This is a genomic window from Nonomuraea sp. 3-1Str, assembly GCF_031570565.1.
GTDB lineage: Bacteria > Actinomycetota > Actinomycetes > Streptosporangiales > Streptosporangiaceae > Nonomuraea.
Genome location: NZ_JALHBK010000003.1, coordinates 84,428 through 99,362, shown reverse-complemented (window position 1 = coordinate 99,362; position 14,935 = coordinate 84,428). Strand labels below are relative to the sequence as shown.

The window sequence follows — 14,935 nt, the reverse complement described above, 5'->3', positions numbered from 1 at the left end:
GGCTACGCCGTGGGCGGGAAGACCGCCATGCCGTACGACTTCGCGCAGCAGGTCAACGGCCGCACCCCGGCCGTCTTCGGGTTCGTGCTCGTGCTGGCGTTCGTGCTGCTGGCGGTGACGTTCCGGTCGTGGGCCATCCCGCTGATGTCGATCGCGCTCAACCTGCTGTCGATCGGGGCCTCGTACGGGGTGCTCGTCCGGGTCTTCCAGGACGGTCATCTGGAGTCGCTGCTGCCACCGTGGTGCGCGGCGTGCTGCTGCCCGCCGCCATGGCGATCCTCGGGGAGCGGGCGTGGCGGGGCCCGCTCCCCGCCGGTCACTTGGACGAGACGCCCACGCCCAGGTCGAACTCCCGGTAGACCCGGGCCCAGAACCCGTCGCGCAGCCACACCCTGGCCTCCGGGAACGGCCGCAGCGAGTGGCCCAGCTCCTTCTCGGCCTCGATCAGCAGCTCCGTGTCGATGACCGTGGGCAGGATCGGGCCGGGAAGCAGGTCGCGGATGTTGTCGCGGCCACGCGTGAGGATCCACTTCTGCGCCACGTGCTCGCCGACGTCCTCCACCCGCGGGCGGCTGGGGCCGAGCTTGGCCACCTGGCCGGGCTTGACATGCGGCTTGACGGGCGCGCGCCCGGCGAACACCTGCGCGGGCGACGGCGCGGCCACGGGCGGCGCGACCGGCACGGGCTGCGGGGCACGGCTGAAAAAGGGCCTCAGGAAATCAGCGGAGATCACTTCGACGGTGTCGGACTCCCACACCAGCCGCTCGGCCTGGTTGGTCCCGTACGGCGGCTCGACGCCCCACAGGTGGATGCGCACCCCGTACGCCTGGGCGGCCTCCACGGCGGGCACCATGTCCTCGTCCCCGGCCAGCAGTATCGTGTCGGTCACCGCGTGGTGGCGGGCCAGCGCCTCCAGGTCGCTCCTGATCTGCGCGTCGACGCCCTTCTGCTGGCCGCGGGCGTTGAGGTTGCCAAGCCGTACCTTGACCCAGGGCAGCTGGGCGATGACCCGCTGGTCCACGGTGGGCACGCGGTCGCGGGCGGCGTCATACCAATAGATCCGCAGCAGCTCACCGGAAATACGTTCCATCGCATGCTTCTGGAGACTTTGGATCAGCTCATCCGCGGCCACCCGGTATTCTTTACGTTCCTTGGCCCCCAGCAGGACTTCACCCGCGGCGGCGTACAGGTATCCGACATCCACGAGGACGGCGTACTTGGCCGCCACAGGATGCGGCATGAGGTCTGGGATGGCCATGATGTCCTCCAGGCCGCAGCGTTAGTTGATCGGCCGACTATATACTCCTGCTTTTTTCTAGATAGTCCCAACTCCCTGGGAAGTTGACACCCGTTTCCTGGGATCTCTCTAGGGCAGGGCGCTCATCCGCCAAGCCGCCTTCCCCGGAGAGAGGGGCTTACGCATCCTTCTAGCCGGGTTTCGCCACATTTGTGGAGAGGGCGCGGCGGACGGTCGCGACGGGGCGGCGCGGGTGGCGAGGACGGCCACGAGTGCGGCGATCTCCTCCGGCGTGGCGTCGCCCCGGACGATCCTGAGGTGCGGCTTCATAGGGGGATGTTCCCATGCTTCTTCGCCGGTAGTGAGGCACGCTTGTTGCGCAGCGCGCGCAGCGCCCGTACGACCTGGGCCCGGGTCTCCGACGGCTTGATCACCGCGTCCACGTAACCCCGCTCGGCCGCGATGTACGGGTTGGCCAGCGTGTCCTCGTACTCCGTCACCAGCCGGGCGCGCTCGGCGTCCGGGTCGTCGGCCGCCGCCAGCTCGCGCCGGTACAGGATGTTGACCGCGCCCTGGGCGCCCATCACCGCGATCTGCGCGGTCGGCCAGGCCAGGTTGACGTCCGCGCCCAGGTGCTTGGAGCCCATGACGTCGTACGCCCCGCCGTACGCCTTGCGGGTGATCACCGTGACGAGCGGGACGGTGGCCTCGGCGTAGGCGTAGAGGAGCTTCGCCCCGCGCCGGATGATTCCGTTCCATTCCTGATCTGTACCCGGCAGGAATCCCGGAACATCAACAAATGTCAGGATTGGGATATTGAAAGCATCACATGTTCGTATGAAACGGGCAGCCTTCTCGGATGCGTTGATATCAAGACATCCGGCGAAATGCATGGGCTGGTTGGCGACCACGCCGACCGACTGCCCGTCCAGCCGGCCGTACCCGACCACGATGTTGGGCGCGAACAGCGCGTGGACCTCCAGGAACTCACCGTCGTCGAGCACCCGTTCGATCACCCGGTGCATGTCGTACGGCTGGTTCGACGAGTCCGGGATCAGCCCGTCCAGCTCGGGATCGGGCTCCAGGTCGGCCGCCGTGTCGTAGGCCGGCGCCTCGTCCAGATTGTTGGAGGGCAGGTAGGACAGCAACTCCTTGACGTACTCCAGCGCGTCGTTCTCGTCGGCGGCCTGGTAGTGCGCCACGCCCGACTTGGTGTTGTGCGTGTGCGCCCCGCCCAGCTCCTCGAACGTGACCTCCTCACCCGTCACCGTCTTGATCACGTCCGGCCCGGTGATGAACATCTGCGAGGTCTGGTCCACCATGACGACGAAGTCCGTCAGCGCGGGCGAGTACACGTGACCGCCCGCCGCGGCGCCCATGATGAGCGAGATCTGCGGGATCACGCCCGACGCGTGCACGTTGCGCTTGAAGATCTCCGCGTACAGACCGAGCGCGACCACGCCCTCCTGGATGCGCGCGCCGCCGCCCTCGTTGATGCCGATGATGGGACAGCCCGTCTTCAGCGCCATGTCCAGCACCTTGACGATCTTCTCGCCGTACACCTCGCCGAGCGAGCCGCCGAACACCGTCACGTCCTGCGAGAACACGCACACCTGCCGCCCGTCCACGGTGCCGTGGCCGGTGATCACGCCGTCGCCGTACGGCCTGCGCCGCTCCAGCCCGAACATCGTCGACCGGTGCCGGGCGAGCGCGTCGAACTCCACGAACGAGTCCTCGTCCAGCAGCGCCAGCACCCGCTCGCGGGCCGTCATCTTGCCCCGGGCGTGCTGCTTGTCCACCGCCGCGGCCGAGCCGGCATGGACCGCCTCGTCCAGCCGCCGCTCCAGGTCCGCGATCTTCCCGCCCGTGGTGTGGACGTCCGTGTGGTTGTCCGTGGTGTGGGTGTCCGGCTTTTCTGGTATGGCGTCCGCTGTCATGCGCGCAAGGGTAATCCCTCCTCCTAGAGTGGATCCATGACGGACGCGGTTCGCACGCACGGCCTTTTCAAGCGCTACGGACCGCAGGTGGCGGTCGCGGGTGTCGACCTCGTCGTCCCGGCGGGCAGCTTCGCCGGCCTCGTCGGCCCCAACGGCGCGGGCAAGACGACGACGCTCAGCATGGTCACCGGATTACTGCGCCCCGACGGCGGCCGTGCCGAGGTGGGCGGCCTCGACGTCTGGCGCGACCAGCTCCAGGTCAAGGCGCGCATCGGCGTGCTGCCCGAAGGGCTGCGGCTGTTCGAGCGGCTGTCGGGCCGGGAGCTGCTCCTCTACAACGGCCGGCTGCGCGGCATCCACAAGGCCGACGTCGAGCGGCGCGCCACCGAGCTGCTGCGGGTCATGGACCTGGAGGAGGCGGCCGGCAAGCTCGTCGTCGACTACTCCACCGGCATGCGCAAGAAGATCGGGCTGGCGGCGGCGCTGCTGCACAACCCGGCCGTGCTGTTCCTCGACGAGCCGTTCGAGGGAGTCGACCCGGTCAGCGCCAGCACCCTCACCGAGGTGCTGCGGCGCTTCACCGCCTCCGGCTCGACCGTCATCTTCTCCAGCCACGTCATGGACCTGGTCGAGCGGCTGTGCGACTGGGTGTCGGTGATGAGCGGCGGCCACATCGTGGCCCAGGGGCCGCTCGCCGAGGTACGCGGCGGCCGCAGCCTCAACGAGGCGTTCCTCCAGCTCGTCGGCGGGCCCCGCACGGGCGGCGACGCGGGCCTGACCTGGCTCGGCGCCCACCAGGAGCCCGGCGCCCGCCAGGAGCTCGGCGCCCATCAGGAGGAGTCGTGAGCGGCACGGTCGCGCTGTTCGCGCAGCTCAAGCTGCGCCTGCTCGCCGGCAACCTGCGCGGCGACCTCCAGCGCAAGCTCGGCTTCGTCTTCTCCCTCGTCGTGGCCGCCGGCCTCGCCGTGCTCGGCTTCGCGCTCATGGCGCTGGTGCGCCTCGCGCCGCACGACGTGGCCGCCGACATCGTCGTCGTCGCCTACTCCGCCATCCTCGTGGGCTGGATGGTCGTGCCGCTGCTCGCGTTCGGGCTGGACGACACGCTCGACCCCGCCCGGCTGTCGCTGTTCCCCCTCCGCACGGGTGAGCTGGCGGTCGGCATGTTCACCGCGTCGGCCACCGGCGTCTGGCCGGTCGCCACGCTCGTGGTCGTCGCCGGCGGGCTGGCCGGCCTCGCGACGAGCCCCGGCGGCGTGCTCGTCGGGGCGGTGGCGGTGCTCCTGCAGTTCGCCCTCTGCCTGGTGCTCTCCCGGCTCGTGACCACGTCGTTGTCGGGCGCCCTGCGCACCCGGCGCGGGCGCGACATGCTGGCCGTGGCCGCGCTGTTCGTCGTGGTGCTGGCCCAGCTGCCCAACCTGCTCCTCAACACCAACCTCGGCGACCCCGCCGCGATGCTGCGCGGCACGGCGGGAGTCCTGCGGTGGACGCCGCCGGGCATGCTGGCCCACGCGATCGCCGACGGCGGGCTCTTCGGCCTGGCCGAGGTCGCCGTCGTGGCGCTCGTCGTGGTGCTGGCCGCCTGGCTGTGGATCAAGGCGCTGAGCCGGGCGCTGGTCACCCCCGACGCCTCCACCCAGGGCTCCTCCGTGCGCGAGGGGAGCGGGCTGGCCGACCGGTTCCTGCCCGACGGGCCGCTGGCGGCCGTGGTCGCCAAGGAGCTCAAGTACCTGCGGCGGGAGCCCCGGTTCCGGGTGCTCTGGTTCACCTCGGTCGTGGTCAGCGCCGTGCTCGCCCTCTCGCTCAGCTCCAACATCCCGGGCGGGGCCGGCCCGTGGCTGCCCATCGCGACCACCTCGATGGCCGCCATCATGATCGCGCTCCAGTCCGGCAACCTCTACGGCATCGACGGCGCGTCCCTCTGGATGAACGTCGTGGCCATCGGCTCGGAGGACGGCTTCCGCACCGACCTGGCCGGCCGCCACCTGGCCAACGCCATCGCCGCGACGCCGCTGCTGGTCGCCATCGCCGTGGCCGGCTCGCTGCTGACCGGCCAGCCGACGGCCATCCCGTTCGCCGTCCTGGCCGGCTGGGGCGCGCTCGGCGTCGGGCTCGGCGTCGGCGCCGTGACCAGCGTGGCGATCCCGTACACGGTGCCCGAGCGCATGAACGCCTTCACTGGAGCCGCCCCCGGGCAGGGCGGCCAGGCGTTCGTGTCCTCCATGGGGGCCTTCGCCGGGATCGCCGCCCTGACGCTGCCGCTCGCGGTGCCGATCGCGTTCGGACTCGTCTGGCTCTGCGTCGTCGCCCCGGTCTACGGTCTGCTGATCGAGACGCTCGGCCGCCGGCTCGGCGCGACGATCGGTTTCTCCCGCATGCCCGAGCTCGTGGCGGCCGTGTCCCGTCCCACGTGAGCAGTGGTCTAGTCCATTAGGTGAGACCGGACTACGGCCTCCGTCGGCGACTGGATACCCTTCGACACATGATTGACCAGGGGATCGAGCGTCGTAGCGCCGCCGTCACCGAGATGCCCGACGAGCTCCGGCACGATGTGCGGCTGCTCGGCAAGCTGCTCGGACAGGTCATTGCCGAGCAGGGGGGCGAAGACCTCCTGGCCGACGTCGAGAGACTGCGCAAGGCGGTCATCGCCGCCCGCAGGGGCGAGGCGTCGGCCGACGAGATCACCGCCATGGTGGAGGCGTGGGAGATCGACCGGGCCGTCCAGATCGCTCGCGCGTTCACGTGCTACTTCCATCTGGCCAACCTGGCCGAGGAGCACTACCGCATCCGTACGTTGCGCGAGCGCGACACCGAGGGCGGCGTTCAGCGCGAGTCGCTGGCGCACGCCGTGCACGAGCTGGGCGCCGACCGCGTCGCCGAGCTGGTCGAGCGCCTGGAGCTGCACCCGGTGCTCACCGCCCACCCGACCGAGGCGCGCAGGCGGGCCGTCGTCACCGCGATCCAGCGGATCAGTGGGCGGCTGACCGAGTACAACACCCCCGGCCGGGGCGCCTCCGAGCGGGCCGAGAGCCGGCGGCGGCTGCTGGAGGAGATCGACCTCCTGTGGCGCACCGCCCACCTGCGCCCGAGCAAGCTCGACCCGCTCGACGAGGTGCGCACCGCCATGGCCGCCTTCGACGAGACCCTGTTCCGCGTCGTCCCGCAGGTCTACCGCTCGCTCGACGCCGCGCTGGCCGACGGCACGGGCACCCGGGCACCGCTGGCGCGGCCGTTCATCCGCTACGGAAGCTGGATCGGCGGCGACCGCGACGGCAACCCCAACGTCACCGCCAAGGTCACCCGCGAGGCCGTGCAGATCCAGGCCGAGCACGTGCTGACCGCGCTGGAGAACGCCACCACCCGCATCGGCCGCACCCTCACCGCCACCGCCGAGTTCGCGCCGCCGTCGCCCGAGCTGAAGAGCGCCATCGACGCGGCCGAGGACGCCCACCCGGAGCTGGTCTCCGAGCTGGCCACCCGGTCCCCGCGCGAGCCGCACCGGCAGTGGCTGCTGTTCGTCGCGGCCCGCATCGCCGCCACCCGCCGCCGCGACCTCGACCTCGCCTACCTGTCGCCCGGCGACCTGCTCGCCGACCTGCGCCTGGCCCAGGACTCGCTGGCCCGCGACGCCGCCCGCCAGGCGTATGGAGAGCTGCAGCACCTCATCTGGCAGGTGGAGACGTTCGGCTTCCACCTGGCCGAGCTGGAGGTGCGCCAGCACTCCCAGGTTCACGCCGCGGCGCTGGAGGAGATCAGGGCCGGCGGCGAGCTGTCGGAGCGCACCGAGGAGGTGCTGTCGACGATCCGGGTGATCGGCTGGATCCAGGAGCGGTTCGGCGTGCGCGCCTGCTCCCGTTACGTGGTGTCCTTCACCCGGGGCGCGGCCGACGTGGCCGCCGTCTACGAGCTGGCCCGGCACGCGCTCGGGACGCGGGCGCCGGTGCTCGACGTGGTGCCGCTGTTCGAGTCGGGTCAGGACCTCGCCAACTCGCCGGACGTGCTGTCCGGCATGCTCGACATCCCGCAGGTGCGCGAGCGGCTCGCCGCCACCGGCCGGCGCATGGAGGTCATGCTCGGCTACTCCGACTCGGCCAAGGAGCTCGGCCCGGCCGCGGCCACGCTGCGGCTGTACGAGGCCCAGGAGCGGCTGACCGCCTGGGCGGCCGAGCACGACGTGCGGCTGCGCATGTTCCACGGCCGCGGCGGCGCGCTGGGCCGGGGCGGCGGCCCCGCCAACCGCGCCGTGCTCGCCCAGGCCCCCGGCTCGGTCGCGGGCAGCTTCAAGGTCACCGAGCAGGGCGAGGTGATCTTCGCCCGCTACGGCCACCTGGCGATCGCCCGCCGCCACATGGAGCAGGTGGCCAACGCCGTGCTGCTCGCCTCCTCGGTCACGGTCGGCGCGCGCACGGCCGCCGCGGCCGAGCGCTTCCGCCCGCTGGCCGAGCGGGTGGCGACGGCCTCCGAGAGCGCCTACCGGTCGCTCACGGAGGCGCCCGGCTTCCCCGAGTGGTTCAGCCTGGTCAGCCCGCTGGAGGAGCTGGGCTCCCTGCGGCTCGGCTCACGCCCGGCGCGCCGCGGCCTCGGCGCTCCCCGCTCCCTGGACGACCTGCGCGCCATCCCGTGGGTGTTCGCCTGGGCGCAGACCCGGGTCAACCTGCCCGGCTGGTACGGCCTGGGCGCCGGCCTGGCCGCGGTCGGCTCGCTGGAGGAGCTGCGGGCCGCGTACCAGGAGTGGCCGCTGTTCAACGCCCTGCTCGACAACGCCGAGATGTCGCTGGCCAAGACCGACCGCTCGATCGCCGAGCACTACCTGGAGCTGGGCGGCCGGCCCGACTTCGCGCGCCAGGTCCTGGAGGAGTACGACCGGACGCGGCGCCTGGTGCTGGAGGTCACGGGGCACACGCGGCTGCTGGAGAACCGCAAGGTCCTCTCGCGCGCCGTGCAGCTCCGCGACCCGTACGTGGACGCGCTGTCGCACCTCCAGCTCCGCGCCCTGCGCGCCCTACGCACCGGCACCCCGTCCGACCACGAGCGCGAGCGCCTGTCCACGCTCCTCCTGCTCTCGGTCAACGGCGTCGCCGCCGGCCTCCAGAACACCGGCTGACCCGCAGGGCCATGGCTGAGCGGTGGCGATTTCCCTTCGGACTTCTCTCAAAAGAGTGGGGTGTTTTGACTTAGCGTAATCGCATGCTCTCCTCCTGCCACGGATTCGCTGATGCAGACCCCGCAGCATGGATCGCCTACGTCGACGAGTCGGAGTCGAACCAGCGCCTCGACCCTCACGTTTACATCCTGGCTTCGGTGATCGTGCAGAGCGCGTCGGCCGGCGAGATCAGGCAGCGTCTGGTCTCGCTACGCCTTGGCGGCCAACGCAAGGTGCACTGGGTCAAGGAGTCGGCTTGCCGCCGCATGGAGATCTGCGAACTCCTGGAAGGCCTGGGTGTGCTCTTCGTGATCGTGCTTCATGAGGGTGATCCCGGCGCCAGCGCTGAACGACGTCGTAGGAAGTGCCTGGACCTACTGCTGTGGGAGCTGTCCAGGGCGGGTGTCACCGAGCTCATCCTTGAGTCTCGGGAGGCGTCCCAGAACAGGAAGGACCGAAGCCTCGTGGACGCGTTGTTGGCGCGGAGGCAGTTGCCTGTGCGAACGCGCGTGCACCACCTCGCAGGCGCGGCGGAACCACTGCTCTGGGCGGCCGACTGGGTGGCCGGCGCCATGGTGTCAAGTCGTACTGGCGATGACACTTACCTGAAAAAGTTGGACGGCTGCCTGGAGATCCACCGAACCGGCCCGTGAAAGCCGCGAGCCCGGGACCCCTCCGTCCGGAGGGACCTTCCCGGGCTCACTTCCGGCCGCTCCGAAAAGCGGCGGCGTCTTCACACAGTGTAGCCGCCATCTCCCAGACGGGTCCAGTGAGATCTCCTCGCCGACCCGCGCCGCGCTCAGCGCAGGCCGGCGAAGAAGGTGTGGATGTCGGAGGTGAGGGCCTCCGTGGCGGTGTGGGCCGTGTAGTGGCCGTGGGCCGGGGCCGGGAGCGTCTTCCAGGAGACGATCCCGGCGTGGTCGCGCTCGGCGAAGCGGCGGATGGACCTGAAGTCCCCCTCGGCCATGGCCAGCGCCATCGGCACCGTCGTCGGCTCCTTGGCGGCCTGCTGAGCGCTCTGCTGGGCGCGGGCGTTCTCCCAGTACAGGCGCAGCGCCGAGCCGGACGTGCCGGTGAACCAGTGGATCGCGGCGTTCAGCAGCACGAAGTCGTCGTCGAGGTCCTCGTCGAAGAGCTGGGCCAGCCAGCCGACCAAGCCGGCGGGGGAGTCGGTGATGGCGTGCGCCAGCGTCTGCGGCTGCTGCGACTGCAGGACGTTGAACGCGCCCTTCTCCTTCCAGAACCAGTCGAGCACAGCCAGCCCGGCCTGGTCCTCCTCGGTGAGGCCGGCGAACTCGGCCGGGTCGCCGGAGGGGAAGGAGAAGAGCTGGGTCACGTGGACGCCGACGACGTGGTCCGGGGCGATGCGGGCCAGCTCGGGGGAGATCATGGACCCGGCGTCGTTGCCGACCGCGCCGTAGCGCTCGTAGCCGAGGCGGGACATGAGCTCGGCCCACGCGCGGGCGATGCGGATGTTGTCCCAGCCGGTCTCGGTGGTCGGGCCGGAGAAGCCGTAGCCGGGCAGCGACGGGATGACCAGGTGGTGGTGGCGCGACAGCGGCTCGATGGCGTCGAGGTACTCGGCGATCGAGCCGGGCCAGCCGTGGGTGAGGAGCAGCGGCAGGGCGTCGGGGTCGTCGGAGCGGACGTGGATGAAGTGGATGTTCTGCCCGTCGATCTCGGTGGTGAACTGCGGGTGGGCGTTGAGGCGGGCCTCCTGGGCGCGCCAGTCGAAGCCGGTGCGCCAGTGGGTGACGAGCCGCCTGACCCGCTCGACGCTGACGCCCTGGTCGGCGCCCTGGATCTCGTCGACGAAGCGGGTCAGCGCGAGGCGGGTCTGCAGGTCGTCGAGCTCGGCCTGGGGGATCTCGACGCGGAAGGGACGGATCTCGGCGCTGATGGCGGTCATGCTGACACCTCTTCGTAAAGGAACGGAACGCTTTGTTCTGTTCCAGAATAGCAGAACGGAATGATGTGTTCCACTGTTTGGGCGGGATGCCGCCTACGCCGATGGGAGCCGCCGGTGGCGGCACGTCATGGATGATGTCCGCCACGACCCATGTCGTCAGACGCGGACGCGGTCGTGGCCCGCGTAGACGTTGCAGCGCTCGCCGCGCAGGAAGCCCACCAGCGTCATGCCGAACTCCCTGGCCACGTCCACGGCCAGCGACGACGGCGCCGACACCGCGCACACCACCGGTATCCCGGCCGCCAGCGCCTTCTGCATGATCTCGTAGCTGGCCCGGCCGCTGACCATGAGCACGTGCCGGTCCAGCGGCAGCCGCTCCGCCAGCGCCGCCCAGCCGGTCAGCTTGTCGACCGCGTTGTGCCGGCCCACGTCCTCCCGTACGGCCAGCAGCTCGCCCTCCGCCGTGAACAGCCCGGCCGCGTGCAGCCCGCCCGTCTTGCCGAAGACGCCCTGCGCCGCGCGCAGCCGGTCCGGCAGGCCGTACAGGACCTCGGGGGTGAGCTCGACGGCGCCGGGCGGCGCCGGACGGCAGCGGTCGCGCAGCGCGTCGAGGCTGGCCGAGCCGCACACGCCGCACGCGCTGGAGGTCAGGAAGTGGCGCTCCAGCGCCGGCAGCTCGGGGATCGGGCCGCGCAGCCGTACGGTGACCGTGTTGTAGCGGGCCTCGACCGGCACGTCCTCGTCGGTGCAGTAGCCGATGGAGGCGATGCCGCCGGCCCGCACCAGGCCCTCCGCGTGCAGGAATCCGGCCGCCAGCTCGAAGTCGTGGCCCGGTGTGCGCATGGTGATCGCCACCGTGCGGCGTCCGCCGTCGAGCGAGGCGAGCCGGATCTCCAGCGGCTCCTCGGTGGCCAGGTCGTCACGGCGCTCCGTGGCGGCCGGGCCGGTCAGCCGCCGGATGCGGACGCGGGTCGTGGGCCCGGGGCGCTCGCTCATGCGCGGCGCACCGTCACCGTCGCGTTGTAGTCGGGGATCCGGGCGTCGGGTGAGCGGCGCGACTCGTCGAGCAGGACGTTGCCCTCCGGCCAGTGGATCTGCAGGTTGCCCGGCATGACGGGCGCCCTCAGCACCTTGCCCCGGTAGGAGCGCTCGCCGGAGCGCAGCTCGACCGGGGTGCCGTCGGGCAGGCCGAGCCGGTCGGCGTCGTAGGCGCTCATCAGCACCGCCTCGCGCGTGGCGCCGTTGAAGCCGTCGAGCCGCTCGTGGACCATGCTGTTGAACTGCTTGCCGCGCCGGGTGGCGACCATGAACGACCCGTCCGGCCGCTCCAGCGCGGGCAGCGGCACGGCCGAGAACCTCGCCAGCCCGTCGGGGGTCTGGAAGCCGCCGTCGGCGAACAGGTGCCGCCCGCCGTACTGGACGTTGTCGCCGAACGCGCTCAGCCCCGCGATGCCCGCGTAGAACGGCACGGCCCGCTCGATCTCCTCGCGGATCGCGGGCGTGCCGGTGAAACGGACCTTCGACGCCAGCGCGGGACGGCTGCGGGCGGCCAGCTCGGTGAAGATCTTCCACTCCGGCCACGCCTCCGCCACCCGTGGCCCCTCCACCTCCGGCGAGAAGATGATCCGCCGCTCGGTCGAGGTCTCCGTCACGCCGCCCGTCATCTCGTAACGGGTCTGCGCGGGCAGCAGCAGCACGTCGCCCTCGGACGGCACGAGCATCTGGGACGACAGCACGATGTCGATGTGGACGCGCAGGCGTGGCCGGCGCAGCGCGCCGCGGCAGTACCCGGGGTCGGGGAGCACCTCCAGGAAGTTGCCGCCGCTGGAGATCAGCGCGTCCAGCTCGCCCGCGTGGGCGGCGTCGATCATGTCGGTGGCGGTCAGACCGGGGGTGGCCGGCACCTCGAAGCCCCACAGGTCCGCGAACCTCCCGGCGTTCTCCGGGGTGATCGGCAGCCCGCCCGGCAGCCCCGTGGCGTACGCGCCCATCTCCGCGCCGCCCTGCACCCCGCTGTGCCCGCGGATCGGCATCAGCCCGCAGTACTCGCGCCCCACGAACCCGCGCGCGAGCGCCAGGTTGACGATGGCCCGCACGTTGTCCTCGCCGAAGGTGTGCTGCGTGATGCCCATCGACCACACCAGCACCGCCGACCTGGCCTCCGCGAGCAGCCGCGCCAGCCGCAGCATCTCGTCGCGCGAGGCCCCCGACAGCGCCTCCAGCTCCTCCCACGACTGCGCCTGGACCGCCTCGCGCGCCCGCTCGAAGCCCGTCGTACGCAGCGCCACGAACTTCTCGTCCACCCACTCCCGCTCGACCAGGTGCTTGAGCACCCCGTTGAGGAAGCCGATGTCGCCGCCCACGTTCACGCCGAAGAACTCGTCGGTGATCTTCGTGCCGAACACGGCCGACTCCGCGTTGGACGGCACCCAGTAGCGCTCCATGCCCGGCTCGCGGTAGGCGTTGACCATCGCCACCCGGGTGCCGGCCTTCTTGGCGTGGTAGAGGTACTTCATCGCCACCGGCTGGTTGTTCGACGGGTTGGAGCCGATGAAGACGATCAGGTCGGAGCCGATCCAGTCGGCGTAGGAGCAGGTGGTGGCCGCCGCGCCGATCGTCTGCTTGAGCGCGACCGTCGAGGGGGAGTGGCAGATGCGCGCCGCGTTGTCGATGTTGTTGGTGCCGAGCGCCCGCATCGCCTTCTGCGCGGCGTAGTAGTTCTCGTTCGGCACGCCCCTGCTGGTCAGGTACGCGCCGAAGCGCGCGTCGCGCAGCCCGGCCGCGGCGATCGAGAGCGCCTCGTCCCACGGGACGCGCGTGAAGCCGGGCTCACCTGCGCGGCGCAGCATCGGGTACGGCAGGCGCCCCAGCTCGCGCAGCTCCGCGCTGCGCCGGCCCTCCAGCCCCGACACGTCACGCAGCACCGAGACGTCCAGCGCCGGCATCGTGTTGAGCGGCAGCAGGCGCAACCTGATGTTGCACAGATGGACTTCCCGCATCGTCCAGTCGCGCATGCCCTTGGTGCCGAGCGCGCAGCCGTCGCACGTGCCCTGCGTGAGGACCCGCCAGGCGTAACGCCTGCGACCCTTGACCGCCCGGAACGCCTTCAGCAGCTCAAGGTAGTTGTTCGGCTTGCGCAGACCGAGGCCGAACGGCCGCCAGGACGCCCAGTTGCGTGGATCGAGAAGCTTGCTCACCCCTCCATCTTGCTCGCTTCCCGGCCGGGCCAAGCCCGGCGCACCGGCTCTCCCGCGGGAGGGCAGGGGCGGCGTCCGGGCGGTGCCGCGCGTCAGCCAAGATGGACAGGTGCCCGACTCGCGCTACTCCGACCTCAACCGCCCGCCCCTCTCCGAGGCGGCGCTCAACCGCGCCCTCGTCCGGCCGGGCGGCCTGTGGACGGGCGTGACCGTGGTCGAGAGCACCGGCTCCACCAACGCCGACCTCGCCGGCCAGGCCCGGGAGGGCGCCGTGGAGGGCACGGTGCTGGTCGCCGAGGAGCAGGTGGCGGGCCGGGGCCGGCTCGGCCGCACCTGGACCGCTCCCGCCCGTTCCGGCCTGGCCGTGTCCGTGCTGCTCAGGCCGGCGCCGCCGGTCACCACGCACGGCTGGCTGCCGCTGCTGTTCGGGGTGGCCGCCGCCTCGGCCGTGCGCCGGCTGGCCGAGGTGGACGTGCGCCTCAAGTGGCCGAACGACCTGCTCGTCGGCGACCGCAAGCTGGCCGGGGTGCTGGCCGAGCGCGTGGAGGACGCGGTGGTCGTCGGCATGGGCCTCAACGTGTCGCTGCGGGCCGACGAGCTGCCCGTGCAGACCGCCACGTCGCTGGCCATCCAGGAGGCCGCCTGCCTCGACCGCGACCCGTTGTTGCGGGCGGTGCTGCGCGAGGTCGAGAGCCACTACGCCGACTGGGCCGAGGCCGGCGGCGACGCCGACATGGCCGGGCTGCGCGCCGCCTACCAGGCCTCCAGCGCCACCATCGGGCGTGAGGTGCGGGTGGAGCTGCCCGGCGGCCGCTTCCTGACGGGCCGCGCCACCGGCGTCGACGAGGCCGGCCGCCTCCGGCTCACCGCCGGTGGCGAGCAGCACACGCTCAGCGCCGGCGATGTCGTCCACCTACGCCCGTCCGCGTGACGGCCCCCCTACGTCCACGGGCGTAGCCGCGCGTCCCGGTAGGTGGCAGCATGTGCGCATGACCATCCCGGACCATCACCTCACCCAGGGTGAGCGCCGCGTCAGGTCCTTCCACCCCCACTGGAAGCGCCTCGTCGGCCCCGTCGCCGCGCTCGTGCTCATCGCCGCGGCCTCGGGCGCGGCGGTGTACTTCGTCCCGGGCGACTGGGAGTACGCCTCCTACGCCAGGATCGCCGTCTGCGCCGTCGCCCTCGTCCTGCTGACCGTCTGGTCGTTCGTCCCCTACCTCCAGTGGAAGAACACCGGCTACGTGCTCACCACCCACCGCTTCACGATCAGCTCCGGGGTGCTCAACAAGTCGACCGACGAGATCCCGATGGCCAAGGTCAACACCGTCAGCTCCGACCAGACGTTCGTCGAGCGGCTGCTCGGCTGCGGCACGCTCACCGTGGAGTCGGCGGGCGACCGCGGCCAGATCGTGCTCCGCGACATCCCGCACCTCCAGGACGTCCGGGCCGACCTGTTCCGGCTCCTGGAGGACGCCACCGACGGCGAGCTCGACGGCCGTTGAGCCGGGAGGGCCG

The 14,935-nt window shown here is 71.5% G+C and carries 12 protein-coding genes and 1 pseudogene; 7 read left to right on the top strand and 6 right to left on the bottom strand.

Going from position 1 to position 14,935, the window contains the following annotated elements:
* Positions 1-27: 27 nt before the first annotated feature.
* Positions 28-159: pseudogene (locus MTP10_RS07275) on the top strand (hypothetical protein); the annotation flags it as partial.
* Positions 160-316: 157 nt separating this feature from the next.
* Here the strand turns inward: MTP10_RS07275 and MTP10_RS07270 are convergent.
* The 3 genes from MTP10_RS07270 to MTP10_RS07260 all read right to left on the bottom strand — a co-directional run bounded on the left by MTP10_RS07270 (position 317) and on the right by MTP10_RS07260 (position 3,174).
* On the bottom strand, positions 317-1,258 hold the full coding sequence (locus MTP10_RS07270; RefSeq protein WP_310708247.1) for an NYN domain-containing protein: 942 nt from the start codon (positions 1,256-1,258) through the stop codon (positions 317-319).
* Positions 1,259-1,366: 108 nt separating this feature from the next.
* Positions 1,367-1,567, bottom strand: coding sequence for an acyl-CoA carboxylase subunit epsilon (locus tag MTP10_RS07265; protein ID WP_310708246.1), 201 nt, complete (start codon positions 1,565-1,567; stop codon positions 1,367-1,369).
* Positions 1,564-3,174 (bottom strand): acyl-CoA carboxylase subunit beta, encoded by a 1,611-nt coding sequence (locus tag MTP10_RS07260; protein WP_310708245.1) that lies wholly within the window; start codon positions 3,172-3,174, stop codon positions 1,564-1,566. The genes MTP10_RS07265 and MTP10_RS07260 overlap by 4 nt, the downstream gene beginning before the upstream one ends.
* 36 nt (positions 3,175-3,210) lie before the next feature.
* Between MTP10_RS07260 and MTP10_RS07255 the strand changes: the two genes are divergently transcribed.
* From MTP10_RS07255 to MTP10_RS07240, 4 genes are all read left to right on the top strand, one after another.
* The gene (locus tag MTP10_RS07255) at positions 3,211-4,020 is read left to right on the top strand and encodes an ABC transporter ATP-binding protein (protein WP_310708244.1); all 810 of its coding nucleotides are present in this window, start codon (positions 3,211-3,213) and stop codon (positions 4,018-4,020) included.
* The gene (locus tag MTP10_RS07250; protein WP_310708243.1) at positions 4,017-5,585 is read left to right on the top strand and encodes a hypothetical protein; all 1,569 of its coding nucleotides are present in this window, start codon (positions 4,017-4,019) and stop codon (positions 5,583-5,585) included. Before MTP10_RS07255 ends, MTP10_RS07250 begins: the two co-directional genes overlap by 4 nt.
* 68 nt (positions 5,586-5,653) lie before the next feature.
* Positions 5,654-8,275 carry a phosphoenolpyruvate carboxylase gene (locus MTP10_RS07245; RefSeq protein WP_310708242.1) on the top strand — a complete coding sequence of 874 codons (2,622 nt, stop codon included), beginning with the start codon at positions 5,654-5,656 and terminating at the stop codon, positions 8,273-8,275.
* Between the two features lie 83 nt (positions 8,276-8,358).
* Positions 8,359-8,967: a hypothetical protein gene (locus MTP10_RS07240; protein ID WP_310708241.1), complete on the top strand. Its 609-nt coding sequence runs from the start codon at positions 8,359-8,361 to the stop codon at positions 8,965-8,967.
* Positions 8,968-9,113: 146 nt separating this feature from the next.
* On the opposite strand, the gene MTP10_RS07235 is transcribed toward MTP10_RS07240, so the two are convergent.
* The 3 genes from MTP10_RS07235 to MTP10_RS07225 form a co-directional block, all read right to left on the bottom strand.
* Positions 9,114-10,223: an epoxide hydrolase gene (locus tag MTP10_RS07235; protein ID WP_310708240.1), complete on the bottom strand. Its 1,110-nt coding sequence runs from the start codon at positions 10,221-10,223 to the stop codon at positions 9,114-9,116.
* Between the two features lie 156 nt (positions 10,224-10,379).
* Entirely contained in the window at positions 10,380-11,219 is an 840-nt protein-coding gene (gene fdhD / locus MTP10_RS07230; RefSeq protein WP_310708239.1) for a formate dehydrogenase accessory sulfurtransferase FdhD, read from the bottom strand.
* Positions 11,216-13,420: an FdhF/YdeP family oxidoreductase gene (locus MTP10_RS07225; RefSeq protein WP_310708238.1), complete on the bottom strand. Its 2,205-nt coding sequence runs from the start codon at positions 13,418-13,420 to the stop codon at positions 11,216-11,218. Before MTP10_RS07225 ends, fdhD begins: the two co-directional genes overlap by 4 nt.
* Before the next feature lie 109 nt (positions 13,421-13,529).
* Between MTP10_RS07225 and MTP10_RS07220 the strand changes: the two genes are divergently transcribed.
* The gene (locus MTP10_RS07220; protein ID WP_310708237.1) at positions 13,530-14,351 is read left to right on the top strand and encodes a biotin--[acetyl-CoA-carboxylase] ligase; all 822 of its coding nucleotides are present in this window, start codon (positions 13,530-13,532) and stop codon (positions 14,349-14,351) included.
* A 58-nt stretch (positions 14,352-14,409) separates the two neighbouring features.
* On the top strand, positions 14,410-14,922 hold the full coding sequence (locus MTP10_RS07215) for a PH domain-containing protein (RefSeq protein WP_310708236.1): 513 nt from the start codon (positions 14,410-14,412) through the stop codon (positions 14,920-14,922).
* Positions 14,923-14,935: the final 13 nt, after the last annotated feature.

Bases quoted from the DNA above. Each gene is read 5' to 3' on its own strand.
- MTP10_RS07265 (WP_310708246.1), bottom strand. From the start codon at position 1,567: ATGAAGCCGCACCTCAGGATCGTCCGGGGCGACGCCACGCCGGAGGAG.
- MTP10_RS07215 (WP_310708236.1), top strand. From the start codon at position 14,410: ATGACCATCCCGGACCATCACCTCACCCAGGGTGAGCGCCGCGTCAGG.
- MTP10_RS07235 (WP_310708240.1), bottom strand. From the start codon at position 10,223: ATGACCGCCATCAGCGCCGAGATCCGTCCCTTCCGCGTCGAGATCCCC.
- MTP10_RS07260 (WP_310708245.1), bottom strand. From the start codon at position 3,174: ATGACAGCGGACGCCATACCAGAAAAGCCGGACACCCACACCACGGAC.
- MTP10_RS07270 (WP_310708247.1), bottom strand. From the start codon at position 1,258: ATGGCCATCCCAGACCTCATGCCGCATCCTGTGGCGGCCAAGTACGCC.
- MTP10_RS07240 (WP_310708241.1), top strand. From the start codon at position 8,359: ATGCTCTCCTCCTGCCACGGATTCGCTGATGCAGACCCCGCAGCATGG.
- fdhD (WP_310708239.1), bottom strand. From the start codon at position 11,219: ATGAGCGAGCGCCCCGGGCCCACGACCCGCGTCCGCATCCGGCGGCTG.
- MTP10_RS07255 (WP_310708244.1), top strand. From the start codon at position 3,211: ATGACGGACGCGGTTCGCACGCACGGCCTTTTCAAGCGCTACGGACCG.
- MTP10_RS07245 (WP_310708242.1), top strand. From the start codon at position 5,654: ATGATTGACCAGGGGATCGAGCGTCGTAGCGCCGCCGTCACCGAGATG.